Origin of the sequence: Oerskovia paurometabola (assembly GCF_016907365.1) — a bacterium.
Classification (GTDB): Bacteria; Actinomycetota; Actinomycetes; order Actinomycetales; family Cellulomonadaceae; genus Oerskovia; species Oerskovia paurometabola.
Window position 1 is genome coordinate 1978254 of record NZ_JAFBBV010000001.1, and the last position, 22748, is coordinate 2001001.

General features: G+C 73.3%; 25 protein-coding genes and 1 riboswitch. Of the genes, 12 read left to right on the forward strand and 13 right to left on the reverse strand.

Translation table 11 applies throughout. The features are described from left to right. Positions 1–90 precede the first annotated feature (90 nt). Together priA and JOD48_RS08855 are read left to right on the forward strand one after the other, a co-directional pair. Complete coding sequence (gene priA / locus JOD48_RS08850; protein ID WP_191790686.1) at positions 91–822, forward strand: bifunctional 1-(5-phosphoribosyl)-5-((5-phosphoribosylamino)methylideneamino)imidazole-4-carboxamide isomerase/phosphoribosylanthranilate isomerase PriA; 732 nt, start codon at positions 91–93, stop codon at positions 820–822. Next, on the forward strand, positions 819–1673 hold the full coding sequence (locus JOD48_RS08855) for an SseB family protein (RefSeq protein WP_307824058.1): 855 nt from the start codon (positions 819–821) through the stop codon (positions 1671–1673). The genes priA and JOD48_RS08855 overlap by 4 nt, the downstream gene beginning before the upstream one ends. A gap of 106 nt (positions 1674–1779) precedes the next feature. Here JOD48_RS08855 and JOD48_RS08860 read toward each other — a convergent pair whose 3' ends face one another. The 6 genes from JOD48_RS08860 to JOD48_RS08885 all read right to left on the reverse strand — a co-directional run bounded on the left by JOD48_RS08860 (position 1780) and on the right by JOD48_RS08885 (position 6436). After that, entirely contained in the window at positions 1780–2211 is a 432-nt protein-coding gene (locus JOD48_RS08860; protein ID WP_191790687.1) for a spore germination protein GerW family protein, read from the reverse strand. 10 nt (positions 2212–2221) lie between these two features. Further along, positions 2222–2983 carry a S1C family serine protease gene (locus JOD48_RS08865; protein WP_307824059.1) on the reverse strand — a complete coding sequence of 254 codons (762 nt, stop codon included), beginning with the start codon at positions 2981–2983 and terminating at the stop codon, positions 2222–2224. Beyond that, positions 2980–3714 carry an efflux RND transporter periplasmic adaptor subunit gene (locus tag JOD48_RS08870; RefSeq protein ID WP_239527368.1) on the reverse strand — a complete coding sequence of 245 codons (735 nt, stop codon included), beginning with the start codon at positions 3712–3714 and terminating at the stop codon, positions 2980–2982. The genes JOD48_RS08865 and JOD48_RS08870 overlap by 4 nt, the downstream gene beginning before the upstream one ends. After that, positions 3711–4064, reverse strand: a complete 354-nt coding sequence (locus JOD48_RS08875; RefSeq protein ID WP_204808617.1) for a DUF1844 domain-containing protein — start codon at positions 4062–4064, stop codon at positions 3711–3713. Before JOD48_RS08875 ends, JOD48_RS08870 begins: the two co-directional genes overlap by 4 nt. A 278-nt stretch (positions 4065–4342) precedes the next feature. Next, on the reverse strand, positions 4343–5845 hold the full coding sequence (locus JOD48_RS08880) for a catalase (RefSeq protein WP_191790689.1): 1503 nt from the start codon (positions 5843–5845) through the stop codon (positions 4343–4345). A 156-nt stretch (positions 5846–6001) separates the two neighbouring features. Further along, positions 6002–6436: a Fur family transcriptional regulator gene (locus JOD48_RS08885; RefSeq protein WP_307824060.1), complete on the reverse strand. Its 435-nt coding sequence runs from the start codon at positions 6434–6436 to the stop codon at positions 6002–6004. A gap of 477 nt (positions 6437–6913) precedes the next feature. Here JOD48_RS08885 and infC point away from each other — a divergent pair, with 477 nt between their 5' ends. From infC to JOD48_RS08925, 8 genes are all read left to right on the forward strand, one after another. Continuing rightward, positions 6914–7840: a translation initiation factor IF-3 gene (infC, locus tag JOD48_RS08890; RefSeq protein WP_307824291.1), complete on the forward strand. Its 927-nt coding sequence runs from the start codon at positions 6914–6916 to the stop codon at positions 7838–7840. 91 nt (positions 7841–7931) lie between these two features. Next, positions 7932–8126 (forward strand): 50S ribosomal protein L35, encoded by a 195-nt coding sequence (gene rpmI / locus JOD48_RS08895; protein ID WP_030150472.1) that lies wholly within the window; start codon positions 7932–7934, stop codon positions 8124–8126. A gap of 76 nt (positions 8127–8202) precedes the next feature. Then, a complete protein-coding gene (gene rplT / locus JOD48_RS08900) occupies positions 8203–8589 on the forward strand; it encodes a 50S ribosomal protein L20 (RefSeq protein ID WP_030150471.1) in 387 nt (128 codons plus the stop codon). A 38-nt stretch (positions 8590–8627) separates the two neighbouring features. Continuing rightward, positions 8628–9560 (forward strand): TrmH family RNA methyltransferase, encoded by a 933-nt coding sequence (locus JOD48_RS08905; protein WP_307824061.1) that lies wholly within the window; start codon positions 8628–8630, stop codon positions 9558–9560. Beyond that, entirely contained in the window at positions 9557–10186 is a 630-nt protein-coding gene (gene thpR / locus JOD48_RS08910; RefSeq protein ID WP_204808619.1) for an RNA 2',3'-cyclic phosphodiesterase, read from the forward strand. The genes JOD48_RS08905 and thpR overlap by 4 nt, the downstream gene beginning before the upstream one ends. A gap of 299 nt (positions 10187–10485) precedes the next feature. Beyond that, positions 10486–11577 (forward strand): phenylalanine--tRNA ligase subunit alpha, encoded by a 1092-nt coding sequence (gene pheS / locus JOD48_RS08915; protein WP_204808621.1) that lies wholly within the window; start codon positions 10486–10488, stop codon positions 11575–11577. Then, positions 11577–14162 (forward strand): phenylalanine--tRNA ligase subunit beta, encoded by a 2586-nt coding sequence (pheT, locus tag JOD48_RS08920; protein WP_204808623.1) that lies wholly within the window; start codon positions 11577–11579, stop codon positions 14160–14162. The genes pheS and pheT overlap by 1 nt, the downstream gene beginning before the upstream one ends. Beyond that, positions 14155–15015 carry an SDR family NAD(P)-dependent oxidoreductase gene (locus JOD48_RS08925; RefSeq protein WP_204808625.1) on the forward strand — a complete coding sequence of 287 codons (861 nt, stop codon included), beginning with the start codon at positions 14155–14157 and terminating at the stop codon, positions 15013–15015. The genes pheT and JOD48_RS08925 overlap by 8 nt, the downstream gene beginning before the upstream one ends. An 18-nt stretch (positions 15016–15033) precedes the next feature. Here the strand turns inward: JOD48_RS08925 and JOD48_RS08930 are convergent, their stop codons facing one another. The 4 genes from JOD48_RS08930 to JOD48_RS08945 form a co-directional block, all read right to left on the reverse strand. Continuing rightward, a complete protein-coding gene (locus JOD48_RS08930) occupies positions 15034–15816 on the reverse strand; it encodes a DUF899 family protein (protein WP_204808627.1) in 783 nt (260 codons plus the stop codon). A gap of 87 nt (positions 15817–15903) precedes the next feature. Beyond that, positions 15904–16278 carry a hypothetical protein gene (locus JOD48_RS08935; RefSeq protein WP_239527369.1) on the reverse strand — a complete coding sequence of 125 codons (375 nt, stop codon included), beginning with the start codon at positions 16276–16278 and terminating at the stop codon, positions 15904–15906. 92 nt (positions 16279–16370) lie between these two features. Then, positions 16371–17357 carry a DUF389 domain-containing protein gene (locus tag JOD48_RS08940; RefSeq protein ID WP_204808629.1) on the reverse strand — a complete coding sequence of 329 codons (987 nt, stop codon included), beginning with the start codon at positions 17355–17357 and terminating at the stop codon, positions 16371–16373. 35 nt (positions 17358–17392) lie between these two features. Continuing rightward, complete coding sequence (locus JOD48_RS08945) at positions 17393–18220, reverse strand: HEAT repeat domain-containing protein (RefSeq protein WP_204808632.1); 828 nt, start codon at positions 18218–18220, stop codon at positions 17393–17395. 177 nt (positions 18221–18397) lie between these two features. Between JOD48_RS08945 and JOD48_RS08950 the strand changes: the two genes are divergently transcribed. Both JOD48_RS08950 and thiD read left to right on the forward strand, forming a co-directional pair. Continuing rightward, positions 18398–18739, forward strand: coding sequence for a hypothetical protein (locus JOD48_RS08950; protein ID WP_191790697.1), 342 nt, complete (start codon positions 18398–18400; stop codon positions 18737–18739). A gap of 84 nt (positions 18740–18823) precedes the next feature. Beyond that, a riboswitch (TPP riboswitch) is annotated at positions 18824–18924 on the forward strand. Beyond that, on the forward strand, positions 18916–20520 hold the full coding sequence (gene thiD, locus JOD48_RS08955) for a bifunctional hydroxymethylpyrimidine kinase/phosphomethylpyrimidine kinase (RefSeq protein WP_204808634.1): 1605 nt from the start codon (positions 18916–18918) through the stop codon (positions 20518–20520). It overlaps the preceding riboswitch by 9 nt. Positions 20521–20598: 78 nt before the next feature. Here the strand turns inward: thiD and JOD48_RS08960 are convergent, their stop codons facing one another. From JOD48_RS08960 to JOD48_RS08970, 3 genes are read right to left on the reverse strand one after another with little or no spacing between them, the layout of a single operon-like run. Next, a complete protein-coding gene (locus JOD48_RS08960) occupies positions 20599–20871 on the reverse strand; it encodes a hypothetical protein (RefSeq protein WP_191790699.1) in 273 nt (90 codons plus the stop codon). Beyond that, positions 20868–21905: a quinone oxidoreductase family protein gene (locus JOD48_RS08965; protein WP_204808636.1), complete on the reverse strand. Its 1038-nt coding sequence runs from the start codon at positions 21903–21905 to the stop codon at positions 20868–20870. Before JOD48_RS08965 ends, JOD48_RS08960 begins: the two co-directional genes overlap by 4 nt. Before the next feature lie 56 nt (positions 21906–21961). Then, positions 21962–22672 (reverse strand): FadR/GntR family transcriptional regulator, encoded by a 711-nt coding sequence (locus JOD48_RS08970; RefSeq protein WP_204808638.1) that lies wholly within the window; start codon positions 22670–22672, stop codon positions 21962–21964. Positions 22673–22748 lie beyond the last annotated feature (76 nt).

The window sequence follows — 22748 nt, forward strand, 5'->3', positions numbered from 1 at the left end:
CGCCCCTCGCTCGACCGTTCATCGTGTCACCCGGCGCCTGCGCCCCGCGCTCGCGCCCACCCCCTCGTGAATCCTCGGAAGGACCACCTCATGACCGATCGTCTCGTCCTGCTGCCCGCCGTCGACGTCGCCGCCGGGCAGGCGGTGCGCCTCGTCCAGGGGGAGGCGGGCTCGGAGACCTCGTACGGCGACCCGCTGTCGGCGGCCCTCGACTGGCAGGCCGGCGGCGCCGAGTGGGTGCACCTCGTCGACCTCGACGCGGCCTTCGGTCGCGGCTCCAACGCCGAGCTCCTGGCCGACGTCGTCGCGCGCCTCGACGTCAAGGTCGAGCTCTCCGGTGGCATCCGGGACGACGAGTCCCTGGCCCGTGCGCTCGCGACGGGCTGCTCGCGGGTCAACCTCGGCACCGCGGCCCTCGAGAACCCCGAGTGGACGGCCAAGGTCATCGCCGAGCACGGCGACGCGATCGCGGTCGGGCTCGACGTGCGTGGCACGACCCTCGCGGCCCGCGGCTGGACGCAGGAGGGCGGGGACCTGTGGGAGGTCCTCGAGCGCCTCGACGCGGCAGGCTGCTCGCGCTACGTCGTGACCGACGTGACCAAGGACGGGACGCTGCGCGGCCCCAACATCGACCTGCTGCGCGAGGTCGCCTCGCGCACCGACGCCCCGGTCGTCGCGTCGGGCGGCATCTCGAGCCTCGCGGACCTCGAGGCGCTGCGCGCGCTCGTGGGCGAGGGCGTCGAGGGGGCCATCGTCGGCAAGGCCCTGTACGCGGGCGCCTTCACGCTGCCCCAGGCCCTCGACGTGGCAGGCCGTCCGTGACCTCGCCCTTCTCCGACCGCTCCGCCGGTTCCGACCCTTCGGCCGCCTCGGCTCCTCCGGTCATCGGTGATCCGCACGCGGGGCACGCGCACGGCGCGTCGCCGTTCTCGAAGGGCCCGGCGGGCGAGGGGACGGGCAAGGCGCTGCCTCCGTCCTCGGGCTTCGCGGACGACGACGGCTCGGCCGACCCGGCGCTCACGAGCGTCCTCGCGGACTTCTCGGCGGGGACGGCGAGCCTCACGGAGGTCGTCGCGCAGCTCGGCCGCACGCGACTGCTGATCCCCATCCTGGCCGAGCTCGAGAAGTCGGGCGTCGGGGAGCACGGGCAGAAGGTCGACAAGGAGGCCTCGGCGGGCGTCGTCGCGCTCGAGGCGCCCGACGGACGCCGTGCGCTCCCGGTGTTCTCGAGCGTCGCGAGCATGGCCGCCTGGCGTCCCGACGCGCGCCCGGTCCCGGTCGACGCCCCGCGCGCCGCCCTGTCCGCCGTGAGCGAGGACTGGTCGCTCCTGGTCCTCGACCCCTCAGGACCGGTCACGGTCCTGGTCCCGCGCCCTGCGGTGTGGGCGCTCGCGCAGGGCAAGCAGTGGGCGCCCGCGGTCGCGGACGGCGTGGTCGCGGCAGACGTCTCTGCGGAGATCGCGGGCGCGGTCTCGGGGATCGAGCACGTCGCGGCGGTCCGCGCCGAGACCGGTCGGAGCGCCGAGGTCGCGGTCGTGCTCTCGATCGACTCGGGGCTCGACCGGCGCGGCCTGGACGCGGTGCTGGCGCAGGTCAACGCGGCCCTCGCGGGCAGCGACGTGGTCTCGGAGCGGGTCGACTCGCTCGAGCTGCGCATCGGGCGCGCCGACTGACCTGCGGACGCGACGTCGTCGGGCGCCTGGCGGGGACCGTGCGGTGCCCGGAGGATGCCCGACGACGCCACCCGGCTCGCGCTGCGCGGTAGGCGAACGCAGGGGTTCAGCGGCGACGGCGCCCCAGGACCCAGCCGCCCACGAGCGCGACCACCATGGCCACGACCTGGCCTCCCAGGATGACCCGGTTGAGGTCGAGAGCGGGGTGCCACCGGGTGCCGTCGGGGCCCACGGCGTAGACGCCGACGGGACGCACGTGCACGCCGAAACCCCCGCCGCCCCCGGCTCCCTCGCCCGGACCCTCGCCCTGCCCGGTGTCGTCCGCCGAGGAGGCCGTCGACCCGTCGAGCGCGCCGACGCCGTACCCGTAGCCCGTCCCGCTGCCGCCCCACACCTTGGCGACGGGAATCACCAGGGTCCCGTCGCGCTCGTAGGCCTCGCCGAAGACCTTGCGCACCGAGAAGGCGTCGCTCGCGGCGCGTGTGATGAAGGAGGGGTCCGGTCGGCCCGTCGCGTCCTTGCTGCTGTCGCTGCTCATGCTTGGCAGCCTACGAGCAGGGCGGCAGGGTCGCGAAGGCTGACGAGTCGTCGAGCATCGCGCGCAGCGTCGAGACGGGCACGAGGAGCGACGCGTCGGTCGACTTCGCGTAGACCACGCCGATCACCTCGCCGGCCTCGTTGAGCGCGGCCGACCCCGAGCTGCCGGGTTCGACCTGCGCGTCGGTCACGAGCACCTGGCCCAGGTTCTCGTGCAGGGGGTCCGTGGCGGTGCCCACGACCTTGCCCTGCGTGACCGTGAGCTGGCCGCCCTCGGGGTAGCCGACGACCGTCACGGTGTCGCCCTGGGCCGGGTCGGCGGCCGCGAGCGTCGGGGCCGAGGGGAGGTCGTCGCTCGTGCGCACGATCGCGAGGTCCGCGAGCCCCGCCGCGCTCGCTGTCTCGACCTGGATGTCGCGGCCGTCGTAGGTCAGGACCTGGAGGGACTTCGACCCCTCGACCACGTGCTTGTTGGTGATGAGCGTGCGGTCGTCGAGCGCGAAGCCCGAGCCCGTCGAGAGCGACGAGCACCCGACGTTGCGGATGCGGACCGCCATGCGCTTGACCGCGTCGAAGCCGTCCGGGGAGAGGTTCTCCGAGCCGACGGGATCGGCCTGGGGCGCCACGCTGGGCACGACCGAGGTGGGCATGGGCTCGGGGAGCCCGGGCAGGACCCCGCACCCCGCGGCCAGGGCCGCGAGGAGCGTCGCGGTGACGGCGGCGGTCACCGGGCGGGCGGGCGACCGGGGACCGGAGCGCCGTGCCCGACTCACTTCTCGAGCTCCTTCTGGAGCTCGGTGTTGGCGGCCGTCGCGGCGTTGCACAGGTCGTCGACCTGGGTCGCGAAGCGCGCGAGGTCGTCGGGGTTGTAGGCGTCGCGGTTGTTGAGGTAGCCGATGAGCTCGTCCTGGGCGGTGGTGCACTGGCCGAGGGCCGCGGCGACGGTGCCGGCGGCCTCGGAGATGCGGGCCTGGTAGTCGAGGTACTGCTGCGAGGCCACGTTCTCGTCGCCGAGCTGGGCCTTCTCGTTCGCGAGCGCGGTGATGCGCTCCTGGGCCGTCGTGAGCTGGGAGCGCGCGGACTCGAGCTCGGCGTTCGCGCCGTCGAGGTCGGCGTCGAGCTGGGCGACCTGGCGACCGAGCTCGCGGGACTCCTTCTCCCACTGCGCGCTGCGGTCCTGCCAGCTCAGCGTCGTGACCAGGAGGTACGCCGCGAGCCCCAGCGCGACGACGAGCGCTGCGGAGAGCACGAGGATCGCGACGGTCTTCCCGCGCCCCGACCGGCCACGCGCGGGTCCGGTCTCCGGTCCCGTCCGGTCCGCGGCGGACAGGTAGGCCTGGGTCTGCGGGGCGGCCCCCGGGAGCGGGGTCGAGCTGCCCGGGACGAACGCCGGGGGAGCGGGCGGCGGACCAGGGGTCCCACCGGGCGGGGGCACGACGCCGTCGCCCCCGTGCGCGCTGGACGGCGGGGGAGGCGTCGGCTGCCCGCCCGGCGGGGTGCTCAACTGACCGCGCCCGTGTACTTCTCGCCGGGGCCCTCGCCCAGGGCGTCGGGGTAGACCGAGGCCTCGCGGAACGCGAGCTGGAGCGAGCGCAGGCCGTCGCGGAGCGACCGGGCGTGCTGGTTGCCGATGTCGGGGGCCGCGGCCGTCACGAGCGCGGCGAGGGCGTTGATGAGCTTGCGCGCCTCGTCGAGGTCCAGGTGCTCCTTCTCGGCGGCGTCCTCGGCGAGGCCGCACTTGACGGCGGCGGCGCTCATGAGGTGGACGGCGGCGGAGGTGATGACCTCGACGGCTGCGACGTCGGCGATGTCCCGGGTGGCGTCCTGGGCGATGGGGTCGTTCTCGGTAGTCATGTGCTCATCCTTCCAGAGGGAACGAGCGCTCGGGACCCGTCCGGGGTGCCCGAGCGGGCCCGACCGCGGGGCGCGGTGGACGGCAGAGGTGCGCGGCGCCGTCGGGCACCTCGCTCAGTCCAAATAGTGTGCCAAGCGACCGAGTCCGGCTCCGCCTCGCCCGGCAGCCGCGCGGAGGCGGCGAAGAGCCCGGAGGCCGGGCCCGCGGGGAGCGGACCCGGCCTCCGGGCGTGACGCGCGCCCTGCCCGACGACGGAGCGCCGGGCAGCGGCGCGGCGTCAGGAGTGCGCGGGCTCCGACGTGACGCCGGGCTCGTCCGCCGCGAGCGGGGCGACCTCGAGAGCGCTGCGCAGAGCAGCGCCCAGGGCTGCGTCCACGTTGGTCCAGTACTGGATCGCGCGCTCGCGGATCGCGATGCTCTGCACCCCGCCGACGGCGTTCGTGATGGTCTCGAGGAAGCGCGCCTTGGCCGCGTCGTCGAAGACCTCGCGGTAGAGCGTGCCGGCCTGGCCGAAGTCGTCGTCCTGCGCGTGCAGCGTCGCCGCGGAACGCGTCAGCTCACCGTCCGACTCCCAGGACCCGACGCCCGCACGCGCCTCGTCGGCCACGGGGCCGCCCAGGCTGTTGGGGGCGTAGACCGGCGTCGTGGGCGCGTTGAACCCGTGACGCTGGGCACCGTCCTGCGAGTAGTTGTGCACCGGCGCGGCGTGCGGCGCGTTGACCGGGATCTGGTTGTAGTTGGTGCCCACGCGGTAGCGCTGCGCGTCCGGGTAGGAGAACACGCGGGCCATGAGCATCTTGTCGGGGCTGATGTCGATGCCCGGGACCGTGTTCGCGGGGGAGAACGCCGCCTGCTCGATCTCCGCGAAGAAGTTCTGCGGGTTGCGGTTGAGCGTGTGCGTCCCGACCTTGATGAGCGGGTAGTCCGCGTGCGGCCAGACCTTCGTCAGGTCGAACGGGTTGAAGCGGTACGTCTTGGCGTCCTCGTACGGCATGACCTGGACGTGCACGTCCCAGGAGGGGAAGTTGCCGGCCTCGATCGCCTCGTACAGGTCGCGGCGGTAGTAGTCCGCGTCGGCGCCTGCGATGAGCTCGGCCTCCGAGCCCTCCATCTCGACGTTGCCCTGGTTCGAGGTGAAGTGGTACTTGACCCAGAAGCGCTCGCCGGCGGCGTTGATCCACTGGTAGGTGTGCGAGCCGAAGCCCGGCATCTCGCGCCACGAGCGCGGCAGGCCGCGGTCGCCCATGAGGTACGTGACCTGGTGCGCCGACTCGGGGGACAGGGTCCAGAAGTCCCACTGCATGTCGGCGTCGCGCAGGCCCGAGCCCGGCAGGCGCTTCTGCGAGTGGATGAAGTCGGGGAACTTGATGCCGTCGCGGATGAAGAAGACCGGGGTGTTGTTGCCGACGATGTCGTAGTTGCCCTCGGTCGTGTAGAACTTCACCGAGAACCCGCGCACGTCGCGCCAGGTGTCGGGGGAGCCCTGCTCGCCCGCGACGCTCGAGAAGCGCTGCAGCGTCTCGGTGCGCGCGCCCGGCTGGAAGACTGCCGCGCGGGTGTACGCCGAGACGTCCTCCGTGACGACGAACTCGCCGAACGCGCCACCGCCCTTGGCGTGCACGATGCGCTCCGGGATGCGCTCGCGGTTGAACTGCGCGAGCTTCTCGACCAGGTAGCGGTCGTGCAGCGCCGTCGCGCCGTCAGCGCCCGCGGTCAGCGAGTGGGCGTCGCTCGGGACGGGGGTGCCCGTCTGGGTCGTGGTGAAGGGGGTGTTCGTCATCGTCTTCTCCTTCAGGTGAGGCCGTCATGGGCCCAGGACCTGTGCGTGGGTAGGGGGCGGTAGGGACAGGTGCTCCGGGGGAGCGGTGAGGGGTCGTGGCTGTGCCCCGCAGGTACGGGGCCGGTCAGGGGGCCGCGTGGCGGTGCCGGCGGGTGGTCAGTCGGCGCAGTCCGGACACAGGCCCCAGTACGTGACCTCGGCGGTGTCGATCGTGAAGCCGTTCTTCCCGCTCGGGGTGAGGCACGGTGCATGACCGACGGCGCAGTCGATGTCCGCGACGGCCCCGCACGAGCGGCACACCACGTGGTGGTGGTTGTCGCCCAGGCGCCGCTCGTAGCGGGCCGGGTGGCCCGCAGGTTCGATGCGCCGCAGGAGGCCGTGCTCGGTGAGCGCGTTCAGGACGTCGTAGACGGCCTGGACGGACACCGACCCGAGCACCTCGCGCGTCGCCCGCAGGACGTCGTCCGCGTCGGCGTGCTGCTGCCGGGTGACCACGTCGAGGACCGCGAGACGGGCAGCGGTCACCCGGAGCCCGCTGTCGCGGAGCTCGGTCTCGTGGTCCGCGGGGCGGATCGTCTTGTCGGTGGGCACGCCGCCACTCTACCCCCATTTTCTGGAAGAGTTCCATTGATGGAGGATGTCCAGTGCGTGGCGTGTCGGTGGACGAGGCGGCCCGGCGGGGTGCTTCGCCACGTCCGCCGGTGGGCGGCGCGGGGTCGAGCGGGGCGGCGTGGAGTCCCCGGACATGCGTGCTAGTCTTGGTGGCTGACCGACCCGTACGTTCTCGTCGAGGCTCCAGCTGGTGCTTCGAAGAGTCGAGTACGGGTGCGCAAAGTGGATTCCATCCCACCTGAGCTTCAACTGCTGACGATCGTCACGACAGAGGCCGGGTCTCGGTCCGGAGCGTCGCCGTTCTTCACGGTGGCGCGACGGTGTGTTCGTCGCACCCGCGACGACCCGATCGATGGCCTCCTCCTGCGCTCTGGGACGGGGGCCTTTCCCGTTCCTGGTGGTCTACCGACGACTTCCTAGGAGCATCACATCAGCGAGCCTCGCATCAACGATCGGATCCGTGTCCCCGAGGTCCGACTCGTCGGCCCAGGTGGGGAGCAGGTCGGCGTCGTCCGCATTGAGGTCGCCCTGAGCCTTGCCCAGGACGCTGACCTCGACCTGGTGGAGGTCGCCCCCGACGCACGCCCGCCGGTGTGCAAGCTCATGGACTACGGCAAGTTCAAGTACGAGTCGGACATGAAGGCCCGTGAGGCTCGCCGGAACCAGGCGAACACGGTCCTCAAGGAGATCCGTTTCCGTCTGAAGATCGACCCGCACGACTACGGCACCAAGAAGGGCCACGTCGAGCGCTTCCTCGCTGCGGGCGACAAGGTCAAGGTCATGATCATGTTCCGCGGCCGTGAGCAGTCGCGCCCGGAGATGGGTGTCCGCCTCCTGCAGCGCCTCGCCGACGACGTCGCCGAGCTCGGTTTCATCGAGAGCATGCCCAAGCAGGACGGGCGCAACATGGTCATGGTGCTCGGCCCGGTCAAGAAGAAGGCCGAGGCCAAGAGCGAGCAGCGCAAGCGTGCTCAGGAGGCCGAGCCCCGCCCGACGAAGTCGGCCGCCAAGCCCGCTCCGGTCGAGGTCTCCGAGGAGCCCGCGGACGGCGACGACGTACCCTTCGAGGTGCAGGTCGCCGAGGCCGCCGAGCTCGTCGCGTCGGCCGAGGCCGCTGCCGCGGCCAAGGCTGCTGCCGCTCCTGAGCCGGCTCCCGCACCTGCCGCCGCGCCGGTGGCCGCACCCAAGGCTGCCCCCCGTGCAGCAGCGCCCAAGGCCGCAGCGCCCAAGGCCGCTGCCCCGGCCGCCACGCCCAAGCCTGCGACGGCGCCCAAGCCCGTCGCGGTGCCGAAGCCGGCTGCCATGCCGAAGCCTCCGGCCCCGCGCCCGGCGCCCAAGCCGAGCTCGGCCTCCAAGCCGAAGCCCGGCGGCAAGCCCAGCTGACCAACTGACACCGAGCCAGGCCCACCGGCCACGGCCCGAACACGTCGGGTCCCTCCCGGGATCTCGACCAGACAAAGGAGAAACGGCAGCCATGCCGAAGAACAAGACGCACTCCGGCGCCAAGAAGCGGTTCCGCATCACCGGCAGCGGCAAGGTCATGCGCGAGCAGGCCAACAAGCGCCACCTGCTCGAGCACAAGTCGAGCACCCGCACGCGTCGCCTGTCTGCTGACCAGGTCGTCGCCCCCGCTGACGTCAAGAAGATCAAGAAGCTGCTCGGTAAGTGATCTGCCTGGTGGTCGCGCCCCTGGTGCTGACCACCGCTGAGTCCCTACCTGAGCCCCGAACTGCAAGGAGCATCACGTGGCACGCGTGAAGCGGGCGGTCAACGCCCAGAAGAAGCGCCGTACAACTCTCGAGCGCGCTGCGGGTTACCGCGGCCAGCGTTCGCGTCTCTACCGGAAGGCGAAGGAGCAGGTCACCCACTCCCTCGTCTACTCCTACCGCGACCGCAAGGCGCGCAAGGGCGACTTCCGTCGCCTGTGGATCCAGCGCATCAACGCTGCGTCCCGCGCGCAGGGCCTGACGTACAACCGCCTCATCCAGGGCCTCAAGGCCGCTGGCATCGAGGTCGACCGTCGCGTCCTCGCTGACCTCGCGGTCAACGACGTCACGGTCTTCAACGCGCTCGTCCAGGCTGCGAAGGACGCTCTGCCTGCCGACGTGAACGCCCCGAAGGCTGCTGCCTGATCATCGAGCAGCGACTCTTCTCACCGGACGCCCGCACAGTGAACGATCTGTCCTCAGGTCGCCCCGTACCGTTCTTCCGTCGCGTTCCCGAGGTCTCGAACCCTCGGAGCGACCGGGTCAAGGCGGTCCGGGCACTGTCCGGGCGTTCGGCGCGTTCGCGCCACCAGCAGTTCCTCGTCGAGGGACCGCAGGGGGTGCGTGAGGCCGTCCGGCACGGCGCGCGCCTCGTCCGCGACGTGTACGTGACGTCGTCGGCCGCAGACCGCTACGCGGAGATCGTCGACGACGCGCTCGCCGAGAGCCTGCACGTGCACCTCACGACGCCCGACGCGTTCGAGGCCATGAGCTCCGACGCCCAGGGCATCCTCGCGATCGTCCGGACCCAGGACCTCACGCTCGACGACGCGGTCTCCGCCTCGCCGCGGCTCGTCGCGGTCCTCGCGACCGTCCGCGACCCCGGCAACGCGGGCACGGTGATCCGTGCCGCTGATGCTGCCGGCGCCGACCTGGTCGTCCTCGCGGGCGAGAGCGTCGACGTGCACAACCCCAAGGTCGTGCGCTCCACGGCGGGCTCGCTGTTCCACGTCCCCGTCGTGACGGGCGTGAGCCTCGCCGAGACGGTCGACGCGCTGCGCTCCGCCGGGCTGGTGGTCCTCGCCGCCGACGGCGCCGGGGACCACGACCTCGACGACCTGCTCGACGTCGCCGGTAGCGCCCCTGGCGAGACTCCCGACCTCTCGCGGCCGACCGCGTGGGTCTTCGGCAACGAGGCCTGGGGCCTGCCACCCGAGGATCGTGAGCTCGCCGACGCCGTCGTGAGCGTCCCGATCCGCGGGCAGGCCGAGTCGCTCAACCTCGCGACGGCCGCCACGGTGTGCCTGTACGCGTCGAGCCGGGCGCACCGCCCCCGTCGCGCAGGCGTGTCGGCCCCGGCCACCGCCCCTGCCGACGGCGCGGACGGAGCCGTGTGAGGGGAAGGTCGGCGCGACTGTTCGCTGCCCTGTATCCCTCGGACGAGGCCCTCGACCACCTGGGGCTCGCGCTCGCCGCTCTCGGTGCGGTCGCTCTCGACGACGGACGTCCCTCGCTGCGCTGGACCCCGCGCGACCTCATGCACCTCACGGTCGCGTTCTTCGGCGAGGTCGCCGAGGGTGCCGCGGACGACCTGGCCGGAGCCCTCGACGAGGTCGCACGCGACACGGAACCCTTGTCGTTGCACCTGCGCGGTGGCGGCACCTTCGAGGACCGCATCCTGTTCGCGGGAGTGGGCGGCGACGCGCAGGCCCTGCGACGGCTGAGCGCCGCGTCCGCGGAGGCGGCATCCGACGTCGGGCTGCGGCTCGATCGCAGGCCACGCCAGCGCGCACACCTGACGGTGGCGCGGGCCTCCGGGCCCCGCAGGACGTCCCGCCGGAAGACGGACCCCCGGCCCACGGGACCCGGGCCGGCCGAGCTCGCGCACGCCCTGGCCGTCTACGAGGGGCCGCAGTTCACCGCGGCCGAGCTCTGCCTCGTCGAGTCGACCCCGGGGGCGGGGCGCAGCGGGGGCCCGCTCTACGAGGTCGTGCGGTCGTTCGGTCTCGGCGAGCGTCGCTGACCGACGGCTCGACCCTCGGTGCGACCGCGCGTCCCGCCGCCGGACCGGGCGGTCCGCCCCGGCACCTCCCACGCCCGCGAGGCAGCGATGTGGGACCATGAGGGCATGCAGCGCGATGATCGCCGATTTACGTGGCCCGCTCGAGGGCCGCGCGGCTGACGCTGCGCACGCCGACCACAGGACACCGTGCGGTGGCCTCGGATCGGCCGGTCGTGCCCCGGCGGGCGCTCTAGAATCTTCAGTTGGACGCGCGAGGTGACCTCTGCGCGTCCGATCCCGATCCCGCCAGGAAGGCACGCATGTCCACCCCTGATCCGGTCCAGCCCGCCGCGCCGTCGCCGCTCGACGGCCCCGCGCTCGAGGCCGTCCTCTTCGAGGCCCTCGCCGCCGTCGAGGCCGCCCGCGACCTCGACGAGCTCAAGACGGTGCGCCTCGAGCACACCGGCGACCGCAGCGCCCTCGCGCTCGCGAACCGCCAGATCGGCCAGCTCGCGCCCGCCGACAAGGCTGCCGCGGGCAAGCTCCTCGGCCCGATCCGCGGCCGCCTCAACCAGGCGCTCGCCGCACGTGCCCAGGTCCTCGAGGCCGAGCGCGACGAGCGTGTCCTGGTCGAGGAGTCCGCCGACGTGACGCTCCCCGTCGACCGGGCTCCCGCCGGTGCCCGCCACCCGCTCGAGACGCTCCAGGAGCGCGCCGCCGACTTCTTCACGGCCATGGGCTGGGAGATCGCGGAGGGCCCGGAGATCGAGGCCGAGTGGTTCAACTTCGACGCCCTCAACTTCGGACCGGACCACCCGGCCCGTCAGATGCAGGACACGTTCTTCCTCCAGGCCCCCACGGGACCCGACGGCGAGCCCGGCGAGCCGTCGAACCTCGTGCTGCGCACGCACACGTCGCCCGTGCAGGCCCGCACGCTCCTCGAGCGCGAGCTGCCCGTGTACATCGCGTGCCCCGGCAAGGTGTTCCGCACCGACGAGCTCGACGCGACGCACACTCCCGTCTTCCACCAGGTCGAGGGTCTCGCGGTCGACAAGGGCCTGACCATGGCGCACCTGCTCGGCACGCTCGACCACTTCGCCAAGGCGATGTTCGGTCCCGAGGCTCGCACGCGCCTGCGCCCGTCGTTCTTCCCCTTCACCGAGCCCAGCGCCGAGATGGACCTGTGGTTCCCCCAGAAGAAGGGCGGAGCAGGCTGGATCGAGTGGGGAGGCTGCGGCATGGTCAACCCGAACGTCCTGCGCTCCGCGGGGATCGACCCCGAGGTGTACTCGGGCTTCGCGTTCGGCATGGGCATCGAGCGCACGCTCATGCTGCGCCACGCAATTGCTGACATGCACGACATGGTGGAGGGCGACGTCCGCTTCTCGACCCAGTTCGGAATGGGGATCTGATGCCGAACATCGTCATCGACTGGCTCGGCGAGCACGTCGAGCTGCCGACCGACCTGACGGCCGAGACGCTGGCCGCCGCGCTCGTGAAGGTCGGCCTGGAGGAGGAGGCGATCCACGGGTCGTCCGTCACCGGTCCGCTCGTCGTGGGCCAGGTCGTCTCGGTCCAGCCCGAGGAGCAGAAGAACGGCAAGGTCATTAACTGGTGCCAGGTCGACGTCGGGGCGCACAACGTCGACGGCGTCCCCGTCGCCGAGGGCGGGACCCCGCGCGGCATCATCTGCGGCGCGCACAACTTCGGCCCGGGCGACCGGGTCGTCGTCGCGCTGCCCGGCGCCGTGCTGCCCGGACCGTTCCCCATCGCGAGCCGCAAGACGTACGGCCACGTCTCGGACGGCATGATCTGCTCGGCCAAGGAGCTGGGGCTGGGGCAGGACCACGACGGCATCATCGTGCTGGACCGCTACGGGTACTCCCCGGAGACGGGCTACGACACGACGCCCGGCACGGACGCGCTCGAGCTCCTGGGCCTGGGCGACGAGGTCCTCGAGATCAACGTGACCCCGGACCGCGGGTACTGCTTCTCCTACCGCGGCGTGGCCCGCGAGTTCTCGCACTCGACGGGCGCGGCCTTCACGGACCGCGGGCTCCCGACGGGCGACCTGCCCCGCGTGACGCCCGACGGCTTCCCCGTCGAGGTCGCGGACGACGCCCCGATACACGGCGTGACCGGTTGTGACCGCTTCGTCACGCGGATCGTGCGTGGCATCGACCCGCAGGCGCCGACCCCGGCATGGATGCAGCGCCGTCTGACCCAGGCGGGCATGCGCCCCATCTCACTCGCGGTCGACATCACGAACTACGTCATGCTCGACCTCGGTCAGCCCCTGCACGCCTACGACCTCGCCAAGGTCGCAGGGCCGATCGTCGTGCGCCGCGCGGCGCCGGGGGAGCGGCTCACGACGCTCGACGCCGTCGAACGCCGCCTCGACGTCGAGGACCTGCTCATCACCGACTCGCCCGAGGGGGTGCGCGGCTCGCGCGTGCTCGGGATCGCGGGCGTCATGGGCGGGGCGTCGAGCGAGGTCGGCGAGACCACGACCGACGTCCTGGTCGAGGCAGCACACTTCGACCCGATCACCGTGGCCCGCTCCGCACGCCGTCACAAGCTGCCCTCCGAGGCGGCCAAGCGCTTCGAGCGCGGTGCGGACCCGGCACTGCCGCCCGTCGCCGCCCAGCGCGTCGTCGACCTGCTCGTCGAGCTCGGCGGCGGCACGGTGGACGACGCCGTGAGCGACCTCAACACGGTCCCGCCCGTCGCCCCGATCGTGTTCCCGATCCACGAGGCCGAGCGTCTCGTGGGCGTTCCCTACACCTCGGAGCAGGTGCGTGGCGTGCTCGCGGAGATCGGCTGCACGGTCCGTGACCTCGACGGCGGCACCACCCTCGAGGTCACGCCGCCGACGTGGCGTCCCGACCTGACCGGTGCCGCAGAGCTCGTCGAGGAGATCGCCCGACTCGTCGGCTACGACAAGATCCCGTCGACCCTGCCGCCCGCCCCGGCGGGTCGCGGGCTCACGACCTCGCAGCAGCTGCGTCGTTCGGTCGCGCGCGCCCTCGCGGAGGCCGGGTTCGTCGAGACGCTCAGCTACCCGTTCGTGAACCCGCAGTCGCACGACGACCTGCGCCTGCCCGCGGACGACGACCGTCGCCGAGCGCTGCGGCTCGTCAACCCGCTCGCGGACGACCACCCCGAGATGCGCACGAACCTGCTGACGACGCTGCTCGGCACGCTCAAGCGCAACGTGGGACGCGGCAACACGGACCTCGCGATCTTCGAGATCGGCCTCGTGACGCGCCCCGTGCCCGGTGCACCGGCAGCCCCGCAGCTCCCGGGCGGCGTCCGCCCGAGCGAGCAGGACCTCGAGACGCTGCAGGCCGCTGTGCCGCCGCAGCCGCGCCGTGTCGCGGGCGTCCTGACCGGCCAGCGTGTGGCCTCGGGCTGGTGGGGCGCGGGTCGTGCGGCCGACTGGACCGACGCGCTGGCCGCCGCCCGGCTCGTGGCCGAGCGCGTCGGGGCCCGCGTGAGCGTGGTCGCCGACCACGACCACGCGCCCTGGCACCCGGGCCGGACCGCGAGGCTCGAGCTGTCGGACGGGGCCGTCGTCGGGCACGCGGGCGAGCTGCACCCCAAGGTGCTCGAGACGCTCGGTCTGCCCGCGCGGACCGTCGCGTTCGAGGTCGACCTCGACGCGCTGATCGCCGCCGCACCCCAGCAGCCCGTCCAGGCCGAGCCCGTCTCGTCGTTCCCGCTCGCGAAGGAGGACCTGGCGCTCGTCGTCGACGCCTCCGTGCCGGCCGCAGCCGTGCGCGCCGCGATCGAGGAGGGGGCGGGGGACCTGCTCGAGGACCTCGCCCTGTTCGACGTCTACACCGGCCCCCAGGTGGGCGAGGGCAAGAAGTCGCTCGCGTTCTCGCTGCGCCTGCGCGGCACCGACCGCACGCTCACCGCGGAGGACTCCGCGGCCGTGCGTGCCGCGGCGGTCGCTGCGGCGCACGAGAAGGTCGGGGCCGAGCTCCGTGGCTGACGTCACCACCGTGGCCCCCGCGCGCACCGCCCTCGTCACGGGTGGTGCGCGCGGGATCGGCCGCGCGGTCGTGCTGGGTCTCGCCCGTGCGGGCCTCGACGTCGCGGTCCTGGGCCGGGACGCGTCCCGCGTGGACGACGTCGCCGCCCAGGTCCGCGCCCTGGGTCGCCGCTCCGTGGGTCTGGTCGCGGACGTGGGCGACCCCACCGCCGTGGACGCGGCCGTCGCGCGGGCCGAGGCGGAGCTGGGCGGGATCGACCTCCTGGTCAACAACGCCGGGCGCATCGACGCCGAGGTGCCGCTGTGGGAGGCCGACCCGGACGAGTGGTGGTCCGTCATGGAGACCAACGTGCGCGGGCCCTTCCTGCTCGCACGGGCGCTCGTCCCCGGGATGCTCGCGCGGGGTGGGGGACGCGTCGTCGACCTCAGCTCTGGTGCCGGCTCGCACGACATGGACGGCGCGACCGCCTACAACGCGAGCAAGACGGCGCTGCTGCGCATCGGGTCGAACCTGCACCTGTCGGGCCATGCCCGCGGGCTGCGGACGTTCGAGGTCTCGCCAGGCGTGGTGCAGACCGACCTGACCGCGTCGATGGACATGCACGTGGGGCGCACCGAGTGGACGCCCGTGGAGCGCACGGTCGAGATGATCGTCGCGATCGCGGCCGGCGAGCTCGACGCGTGGTCGGGGACCTTCGTGCGGGTCACGCACGACTCGCCCGCGTCGCTGCGAGCGGCTGCCGCTGCCGGCTCCCGCGACGTGGAGGCCGTGCCCGGACCCGAGGCGCGTCGGTTGCGCGTGACGCGCTTCGGCGACGACGACCCCATGCCGGGAGCGCTTCCCGCGCGCTGATCTCGCGCCGTCCGACGGTCAGTGGTGGTGACCGTGCCGGCCGAGGGTCTCCACGGCGGTGGCCCCCGGCCGGGTCCACTGCGGCACGGGACGCGTGGTCTCGCTCCAGCCGGCGACGCCGTCCGCGTCCGAGCGCCAGAACCAGCCCGGGTCGCGCCCCTCGGGCCACCCGTCCGGCTGCGCCTCCCAGGCCTCGCTACGGCCGTGGGGCGTCATGTCGAGCAGGGCGAACGCCGGGTTGGTCGGCTCGGTGCCGCGACCCGTCGTCCGGTAGGTGAGGAACACGTCGTCGCCGTCGCGCAGGAAGCACGAGAGGTACCCCATCTCGCCGCCCACGGGCGCGTCCAGGTCGCGCACCGAGAACCAGGGCTGGGTGTAGCCCATGAACTCGACGAACGGGGCGACCTCGTCCCACGCCCCGGTCGTGACGATGGCGAACGAGACGCCGCGCGCGTTGAGGTAGACGGCGTCCTTCAGGTTCCAGGCCGTCCAGGTGCAGCCCTCGCACTGGCCCTGGTGCGGTGCGCCGTCGTGCCACATGTGCTGGTAGATCACGAGCTCGTCGCGCCCCTGGAACAGGTCCACGAACGGGACCGGCCCGTCGGGGCCGACGACCTTCACGGTGCCGTCGATCCTCGCCATGGGCAGTCGCCGTCGGGCAGCCGCGATGGCGTCTCCCTCGTGCGTGTGGGCCTTCTCGCGGTCCAGGAGCTCGTCCCGAGCGGCCTCCCAGGTAGCCAGGTCGACGACGGGCGGTCGGGCGGACCTCGGTGTGGTCGAGTCGTCGGGCGGGGTCGTCATGGTGTCCTCCGTGCGGGCTCGGGCAGGGACGCACGGCGCGCTCCTGCGGTCACGAGGGCAGACTCGGGACCGGGCCGGAACTCATCGTCAGTGGTGGCGGCGACCCCGCGAGGCGCCGAACGGCCCGCCCACGAACAGCCCCAGCCCGAGCACGAAGCCGAAGTCGTACCAGTTGCCGTTGTTGTGGACCTCGTAGATGTTCACCGTGTCGGTGAACAGCGAGACCACGAACGTGACGGGGACGATGACGCCCTGCCACAGGCCGAGCCAGAACCCGGCCGGGCTGCCGTCCGCGGTGGGCGTGCCGACGTCGGGGTTGGGACCGGGAGCGCAGGCCGCGAGCGCGAGCGCCCCGACGACCAGCGCGGCGGCGAGGGCGATGCGCCGGGCTCGTGGTGACGTGAGCGTGGTGCGAGCGGTACGTGCGCTCTCGTGGGGCGAGACGTTGTGCGTCGGGTGCATGGCCGACCTCCTCGTGGCTGGACCGGACGGTCGCCCCCAGCATCCGCCGCCGCGCGCTCCGGCTCAACCGGAGGCTCGCGTCGAGCGCTCGGTCACTCGGACGCGGGCAGCCGCCGGGTCCCGCCGATGACGAGCGTGACGTCGACGTCGACGTCCGCGAGCCCGGCCTCGTCGAGGGCCGTGCGCAGGGTGGCGGGGTCGGCCTCGGGGGCCGGGCCGATCGCCTCGATCCTCAGGACGGACCCGCTGAAGGAGATCCCGGTGACCGTCCACTGCTCCTGCTCGGCCCACGCCGCGGCGACGGGGGCGGCGGCGATCTTGTCGGCGTTCTGCCGCAGGACGTGCTGGCTGATCGCACTGAGGGGCACCGCCACGACGAGCAGCGCCGCCGCGACCGTGACGAGGCTCGCGCCGCGCAGCGGCCCCACGAACCTCTCGGCCTCGCCCGCGGCCGTGCGGACCTGGAACAGCAGGAAGACGAGCGTGCCGGTCGCGATGATCGCGGCGACGTTGGTCGCGAACAGCAGGAGAGCCCCCAGGGCCTGGTCCGGGGCGCCCGACTCGAGCGTGAGGCCGACGACCGCGAGTGGCGGGACGAGCGAGATCGCGATCGCGACGCCGGGCAGCGCGTCCGACACGTCGGCCCGCACCAGGGCGAAGGCCCCGACGGCTCCGGTCGCGAGCGCCGCGAGCAGGTCGATGAGCTGGGGCGTCACGCGGCCCGCGACCTGGCTGTTGGTCGCCGCGACGATCTCGATCGGGACGAACAGGCCGACGAGGTAGCCGGTCGCGACCACCCCGGCGGCGCCCGCGACGACCAGGAGCGCCGACGAGGTCAGGTTCCGGTGGTCGTTGAGGACGATCGCGAGCGCCGTCCCGACGATGGGCGTCATGAGGGGAGCGACGATCATGGCGCCGATCACGGTGGCCGTGCTGTCGGCCGCGACACCCGCCGACGCGATGACGGCCGCGAGGATCAGCAGGGTCCAGAAGGTGGCCTGCCGGGACCTCGCCGTCGGCCCCTCGGAGATGAACAACGCCGTGGTCATCCGCTGGATGTCGGCCGTCGTGACGCGCATGCTGCCTCCCACGGGTGCTGATCGTGCCCTCAGCATCACAGGGGGTCGTCGTGTGCGCTCGGTGTGCCTGCGCGGACGCGGCGCACGCGCTGCCAGGTCTTGAGGGCCTTGCGGGCCGCGCTCGCGACCGTGCTGCGGTTCGCGATGGCCGCCGTCTCCTCCGTGGGGTCTGCGGCCACCAGGAGCAGCCGCTCGTGGGCGAGGTCGCTCCCGGTGCTCCCGAGGGCACGGACCGCCCAGTACCGGGCGTCGACGTCCGGTACGGACGCGTGGGCGAGGAGCCAGACCGTCTGGTCGGGCTCGATCGTCCCCAGGGCGCTCGCGACGTACCCGAGGAGCGGGAACCGGTGCTCGACGAGCTCGCGCCGCAACGCGTCGACGGCGTCCGGGCCTCCGATGCCGGCCAGTGCGCGGGCCGCGGCCTCCCGCACGACGTGCTCCGGGTCGCCGAGCCGGGCGATGAGGTGCGGTACTGCCTCGTGAGCGTCGAGCGCGCCGAGCGTCTCGCACGCGACGACCCGCTCGGAGGTGACAGGCGAGCCCAGGAGCGCGACGGCGCTGGGTACGGCTCCCCGGAACCCGGCGCGCCCGCAGGCCGCCACGAGGTACCAGGTGGCTGACACGCCTGCATCGACGGCCCGCATCATCGACGGTTCGAGCGAGGCGTCGGCGAAGGCGTAGAGGCGGTTGAGAGTCCGCTCGAACGTGCCGATCGGGAACTGCTCGAAGTGCAGCACGACGTCACGCAGGGCGTCGACGGCGCCCTGGTCGTCGTCCATGGCCAGCGCGGCGGCGTCGTCGACCGCGTCCTCGTGGACCTCGGGGTCCGGGTCGAGAAGCCGGGGGACCAGGTCGGCGGTCATCGCGCGGCCGAGCCGAGCGACCGACGCGCGGGGGAGTGGGAGCAGCGGACCATGCGGCGAGCATAGGGGTGCTCGCCGCGCGGCCTCTTCTCGGCAGGTCCGCTACGGTGGTGGCCCCACCTGCCTGACCTGACCCACCTGCCCCCTCTGTCGACGACGACCACCGAGGTGACCGCCATGTCCCGCCGTACGGCACTGCTCGTCGGAGTCCTGGCCGTGTCGTGCGGCTCGCTCGCGCTCGGGGCCGCGCTCGGCGCGGCCGGCCCTGTGGCCGCACCCGCCGAGGGGCCGTGGGTCGTCCAGGTCGAGGGTCCGTCGGAGGGCGACGGGGAGTGCGCGGCGGATCCGGCCGTCGACTACGCCCTGACCCCGGCGATCATGCCGCCGGTCGGGACGTCGTTCGGACTGGTCCCCGACGCCACCCGCGCCGACCTGGAGCGTGTCGTGTCGTGCCTCGAGAAGTACGTGTCGACGTCGCGGATCACTGTCGTCGCGACCGGTACCCCGACGTCCCCCTGACCGGGGCGACGGACGAGCCGACCGTGCTGGTGCCACCTGGCGAGCTCCTGCCCGCGGGCGGGCCGTCCGCCCGCTAGAGTTCCCTGCGAAGACACGGGGTGCCCGCTCCCACGAGCCGGGCTGAGATCACACCCGTCGAACCTGATCTAGCTAGCACTAGCGAAGGGATGTCGGCAATGTCGCTTGCTGCCACTACACCTGTCCTGCCCGCACCTGCCCGCACGCCTGCGGCGGACGCCGTGGTCGCGGACGAGCACGGCGCGTCGCGGGGGCCCGAGCCTTCCCGCCCCCGCGTCCTGTCGATCGCGGGCACCGACCCGACGGGGGGCGCCGGGATCCAGGCCGACCTCAAGGCGTTCGCGGCCCACGGCGCGTACGGCATGGCCGTCACGACGGCCCTGGTCGCCCAGAACACGCACGGCGTCCGCACGGTCCACGTCCCTGGCGCGGAGTTCCTCGCCGAACAGCTCGACGCGGTCTCGGACGACGTGGTGATCGACGCCGTGAAGATCGGCATGGTCGCCGACGAGCCCAACGCGCGCGCCATCGCCGCGTGGCTCGGGCGCGTGCAGCCGCCGTTCGTGGTGCTCGACCCCGTCATGGTCGCCACGAGCGGCCACCGGCTCCTCGACGAGGGGGCCGAGCAGGCCGTGTGCGAGCTGGTCGCTCTCGCGGACCTCGTGACCCCCAACCTCCCCGAGCTCGCCGTCCTCGTGGGCGAGCAGGTTGCGACCACCTGGCCCGACGCCCTCGCCCAGGCGAGGCGGCTGCACGTGGCGAGCGGCGCCGTCGTGCTCCTGAAGGGTGGTCATCTCACCGGGGAGGAGTCGCCCGACGCCCTGGTGGGCGCTCGCGGGCCCGACGACGTCACGACCTTCTCGGCGCCCCGCGTCGACACCGTGCACACCCACGGGACGGGGTGCTCGCTGTCGGCGGCGGTCGCCGCGCTGCGTCCCCGGCGCGACGGCTGGGAGAGCGCGACGCGCGACGCCAAGGCCTGGCTGAGCGGCGCGCTGCGAGCCGGGGGAGCGCTGGCCGTGGGCACGGGGCGCGGACCCGTCGACCACCTGGCGCACCTGCCCACGCTCGGGCAGCGGACGTTCTCCGAGGAGGCCTGGGAGCGCATCTCGGGGTGGCGCGAGGCCGTCGAGCGCATGGGCTTCGTGCGGGCGCTCGCGGACGGGAGCCTCTCAGCGGGGGACTTCGGGTTCTACCTCGCGCAGGATGCCGCGTACCTCGCCGAGTACTCGCGCGTGCTGTCGCGGGCGAGCCGGCTCGCGCCCACGCCCGAGGCGCGGCAGTTCTTCGCGGGGGCCGCGGTCGAGTCGCTCGAGGTCGAGCAGGCGCTGCACCGCGACTGGTTGGGCGAGCACGCCGGGATGGACCGTGGGGCGGTCGAGAGCGTCGACCCGTCTCCCGTGACGGCCGCCTACACGAACCACCTCCACGCGGCCTCGAACGGGTCCTACGCGGAGACGGTCGCGGCCCTGCTGCCGTGCTACTGGCTGTACTCGCACATCGGCGACGTCCTGGTGCGCCGGGCGGGGGACCTCGACGGGCATCCTTACGCACGGTGGATCGCGCTCTACGGCGACCCGGCCTTCGCCGAGGCGACGCGCGCCGCGTGCTCGTTCGCCGACGAGGCCGCGCGCTGGGCCTCGCCCGCCGAGCGCGAGCGGATGCTGCGCGCGTTCGAGCTGTCCTCGATGCACGAGTACCTGTTCTTCGAGCAGGGGCTGACGCGACCGACCTGGCCGGCGCCGCCCCTCGCTGCGCACTGAGCTCCCGCCGAGAAGTGAGCAGATGCCCCGGATCGGGCTCGAACCGGGGCATCTGCTCACTTCTCGGCGCGGTAATCGCTACGCGCTCTGCGCGCCGTCCGCCGGGTACCCGCAGTCGTACCCCGGCGGCCACCAGCGCCACGTCGTGGTGACCTCGCTGGTCGAGACGCCCGCGGGGCGGTCGGCCAGGCACTGCGTGCGCATCTGGTCGAGCCCGACGGTCAGGTAGTACACCGCGAGCACGCCCGTGAAGACGACCAGGAGGACCGTCAGCGCCAGGCGCAGGCGCCGGTCGGAGCGGCGGGTGGGTTCGTCCTCGCCGGGTCGTGGCGGGACCCAGTCCCAGCTCACGAGGCGGGGTCCGTGGCCGGCCCGGGCGTCGTGCCGGTGCCGGCGTCGAGGCCGGGGACGAGCAGCACCTTGCCGGTCGTCGCGCGCCCCTCCAGGGCGCGGTGCGCGTCGGCCGCGCGTGCCAGCGGGAACGTCGCCCCCACGCGGACGTCGAGGTCACCCGAGGCGACGAGCGCGAAGACCTCGCTCGCCCGATCGAGGAGCTCGGCGCGCGTCGCGGTGTAGTCGTCGAGCTTGGGGCGCGTCGTGAACAGCGAACCGCCCTTGTTGAGACGCTGCAGGTCGAACGGCGGCACCTGGCCCGAGGACCCGCCGAACAGCACGAGCATGCCGCGGCGGCGCAGCGAGGCGAGGGACGCCTCGAACGTGTCCTTGCCGACCGAGTCGTAGACGACGGCGACGCCGCGCCCGCCCGTGAGGTCGCGCACGATCGCGGGCAGCTCGGTCGTCAGGTCGTCGAGCTCGGCGTAGTTCACGACGTCGGACGCACCGGCCGCGCGCGACAGCTCGGCCTTGGCCTCGGTCGAGACGGTCGTGATGACGCGCGCACCGCGGCGCACCGCGAGCTGGGTCGCGAGCAGGCCGACGCCCCCGGCCCCCGCGTGCAGCAGCACGTCGTCGCCGGGCTGGACCGGGTACGTCGAGGTCACGAGGTAGTGGGCCGTGAGCCCCTGCAGGCCGACGGCCGCCGCGACGTGCAGGTCGACCGACGCGGGTACCGGGATCGCGACGTCCGCGGGGACGACCACCTGCTCGGCGTACGAGCCGAACGCGTTGGTCCACGCGACGTGGTCGCCGGGCTCGAAGTCCGTGACGCCCGGGCCGACCGCCGCGACGACTCCCGCGCCCTCGGTGCCGACCACGTGCGGGTACTCCATCGCGTACACCCCCGCCCGACGGTAGGTGTCGATGAAGTTGACGCCGGCCGCCGCGACGTCGACGAGGAGCTCGCCGGGTCCGGGTGCTGGGGTCGGGAGCTCGACGAGCTCGAGGACGTCGGGGCCACCTGCCTGGAGTGCCTGGATCGCGCGCATGGGGTCAGCCTAGGTGGCGGGGGTGGTCCTGGGCGCCCCAGGGGTACTCCCGGCTCTCACGCTCGACGACCCCGCGCATCGAGGGGCTCATGGGTGGCTTTCGCGTGGACGGCGTCGAGGTGCCGGCGGCTCGACGCGGCGGCTCGGTCGGCGTCACGGTCCCGGACGGCGTCGAGGATCGCCTCGTGGGCGTCCTGGTCGTGCCGGTGGCGCTCGCCCGCGCCGTCGAGCTCGATCATGTCGACCATCGCCCGACGCAGGCGGGGGACGAACGTGGCGAACAGGTCGGTCAGGACCGCGTTGTGCGCGGCGTCGACGACCGCGCGGTGGAAGACCAGGTCGGCGTCGACGTACTCCTGGGCGCTCGCGGTCGCCGGTACCTCGCCGCGACCCGCGAGCGCCGTGGCGAGGGCGCGGAGGTCGGCCGGGGTGCGGCGGGTCGCGGCGAGCCGGGCGGCCTCGGTCTCCAGGGCACCGCGGACCTCGAGCACGTCGACGACCTCACCGCGCCGCAGGACTTCCTCCCAGTCCTCGCTCGCCTCGGCGCGGACGACGTAGACGCCCGAGCCCTGGCGGCTCTCGAGCACGCCCTTGCCCGCGAGCTGGCGGATGGCCTCGCGCACGGTCGAGCGCCCGACGCCGAGCTCGGCCGCGAGCGCCTGCTCACCGGGGAGCCGGTGGTCGAGCGGCCAGGTGCCGGTGCGGACGCGGTCGAGCATGAGCTCGGCCGCCTGGTCGGCGAGGGGGAGCCGGCGGAGCGTGGGCATGGGGGCCAACCTCTCAGGTTGTCTGAGGACTTGATCGCGGCTAGCGTACCCCTCATGTCGTGGAGCGCACTCCTTC

What these genes read in the sequence shown, in the direction of transcription:
- priA (WP_191790686.1), top strand. Translation starts at nt 91, where the DNA reads ATGACCGATCGTCTCGTCCTGCTGCCCGCCGTCGACGTCGCCGCCGGG.
- JOD48_RS08860 (WP_191790687.1), bottom strand. Translation starts at nt 2,211, where the DNA reads ATGAGCAGCGACAGCAGCAAGGACGCGACGGGCCGACCGGACCCCTCC.
- JOD48_RS08875 (WP_204808617.1), bottom strand. Translation starts at nt 4,064, where the DNA reads ATGACTACCGAGAACGACCCCATCGCCCAGGACGCCACCCGGGACATC.
- JOD48_RS08880 (WP_191790689.1), bottom strand. Translation starts at nt 5,845, where the DNA reads ATGACGAACACCCCCTTCACCACGACCCAGACGGGCACCCCCGTCCCG.
- rpmI (WP_030150472.1), top strand. Translation starts at nt 7,932, where the DNA reads ATGCCGAAGAACAAGACGCACTCCGGCGCCAAGAAGCGGTTCCGCATC.
- pheS (WP_204808621.1), top strand. Translation starts at nt 10,486, where the DNA reads ATGTCCACCCCTGATCCGGTCCAGCCCGCCGCGCCGTCGCCGCTCGAC.
- pheT (WP_204808623.1), top strand. Translation starts at nt 11,577, where the DNA reads ATGCCGAACATCGTCATCGACTGGCTCGGCGAGCACGTCGAGCTGCCG.
- JOD48_RS08930 (WP_204808627.1), bottom strand. Translation starts at nt 15,816, where the DNA reads ATGACGACCCCGCCCGACGACTCGACCACACCGAGGTCCGCCCGACCG.
- JOD48_RS08935 (WP_239527369.1), bottom strand. Translation starts at nt 16,278, where the DNA reads ATGCACCCGACGCACAACGTCTCGCCCCACGAGAGCGCACGTACCGCT.
- JOD48_RS08940 (WP_204808629.1), bottom strand. Translation starts at nt 17,357, where the DNA reads ATGCGCGTCACGACGGCCGACATCCAGCGGATGACCACGGCGTTGTTC.
- JOD48_RS08945 (WP_204808632.1), bottom strand. Translation starts at nt 18,220, where the DNA reads ATGACCGCCGACCTGGTCCCCCGGCTTCTCGACCCGGACCCCGAGGTC.
- JOD48_RS08950 (WP_191790697.1), top strand. Translation starts at nt 18,398, where the DNA reads ATGTCCCGCCGTACGGCACTGCTCGTCGGAGTCCTGGCCGTGTCGTGC.
- thiD (WP_204808634.1), top strand. Translation starts at nt 18,916, where the DNA reads ATGTCGCTTGCTGCCACTACACCTGTCCTGCCCGCACCTGCCCGCACG.
- JOD48_RS08965 (WP_204808636.1), bottom strand. Translation starts at nt 21,905, where the DNA reads ATGCGCGCGATCCAGGCACTCCAGGCAGGTGGCCCCGACGTCCTCGAG.
- JOD48_RS08970 (WP_204808638.1), bottom strand. Translation starts at nt 22,672, where the DNA reads ATGCCCACGCTCCGCCGGCTCCCCCTCGCCGACCAGGCGGCCGAGCTC.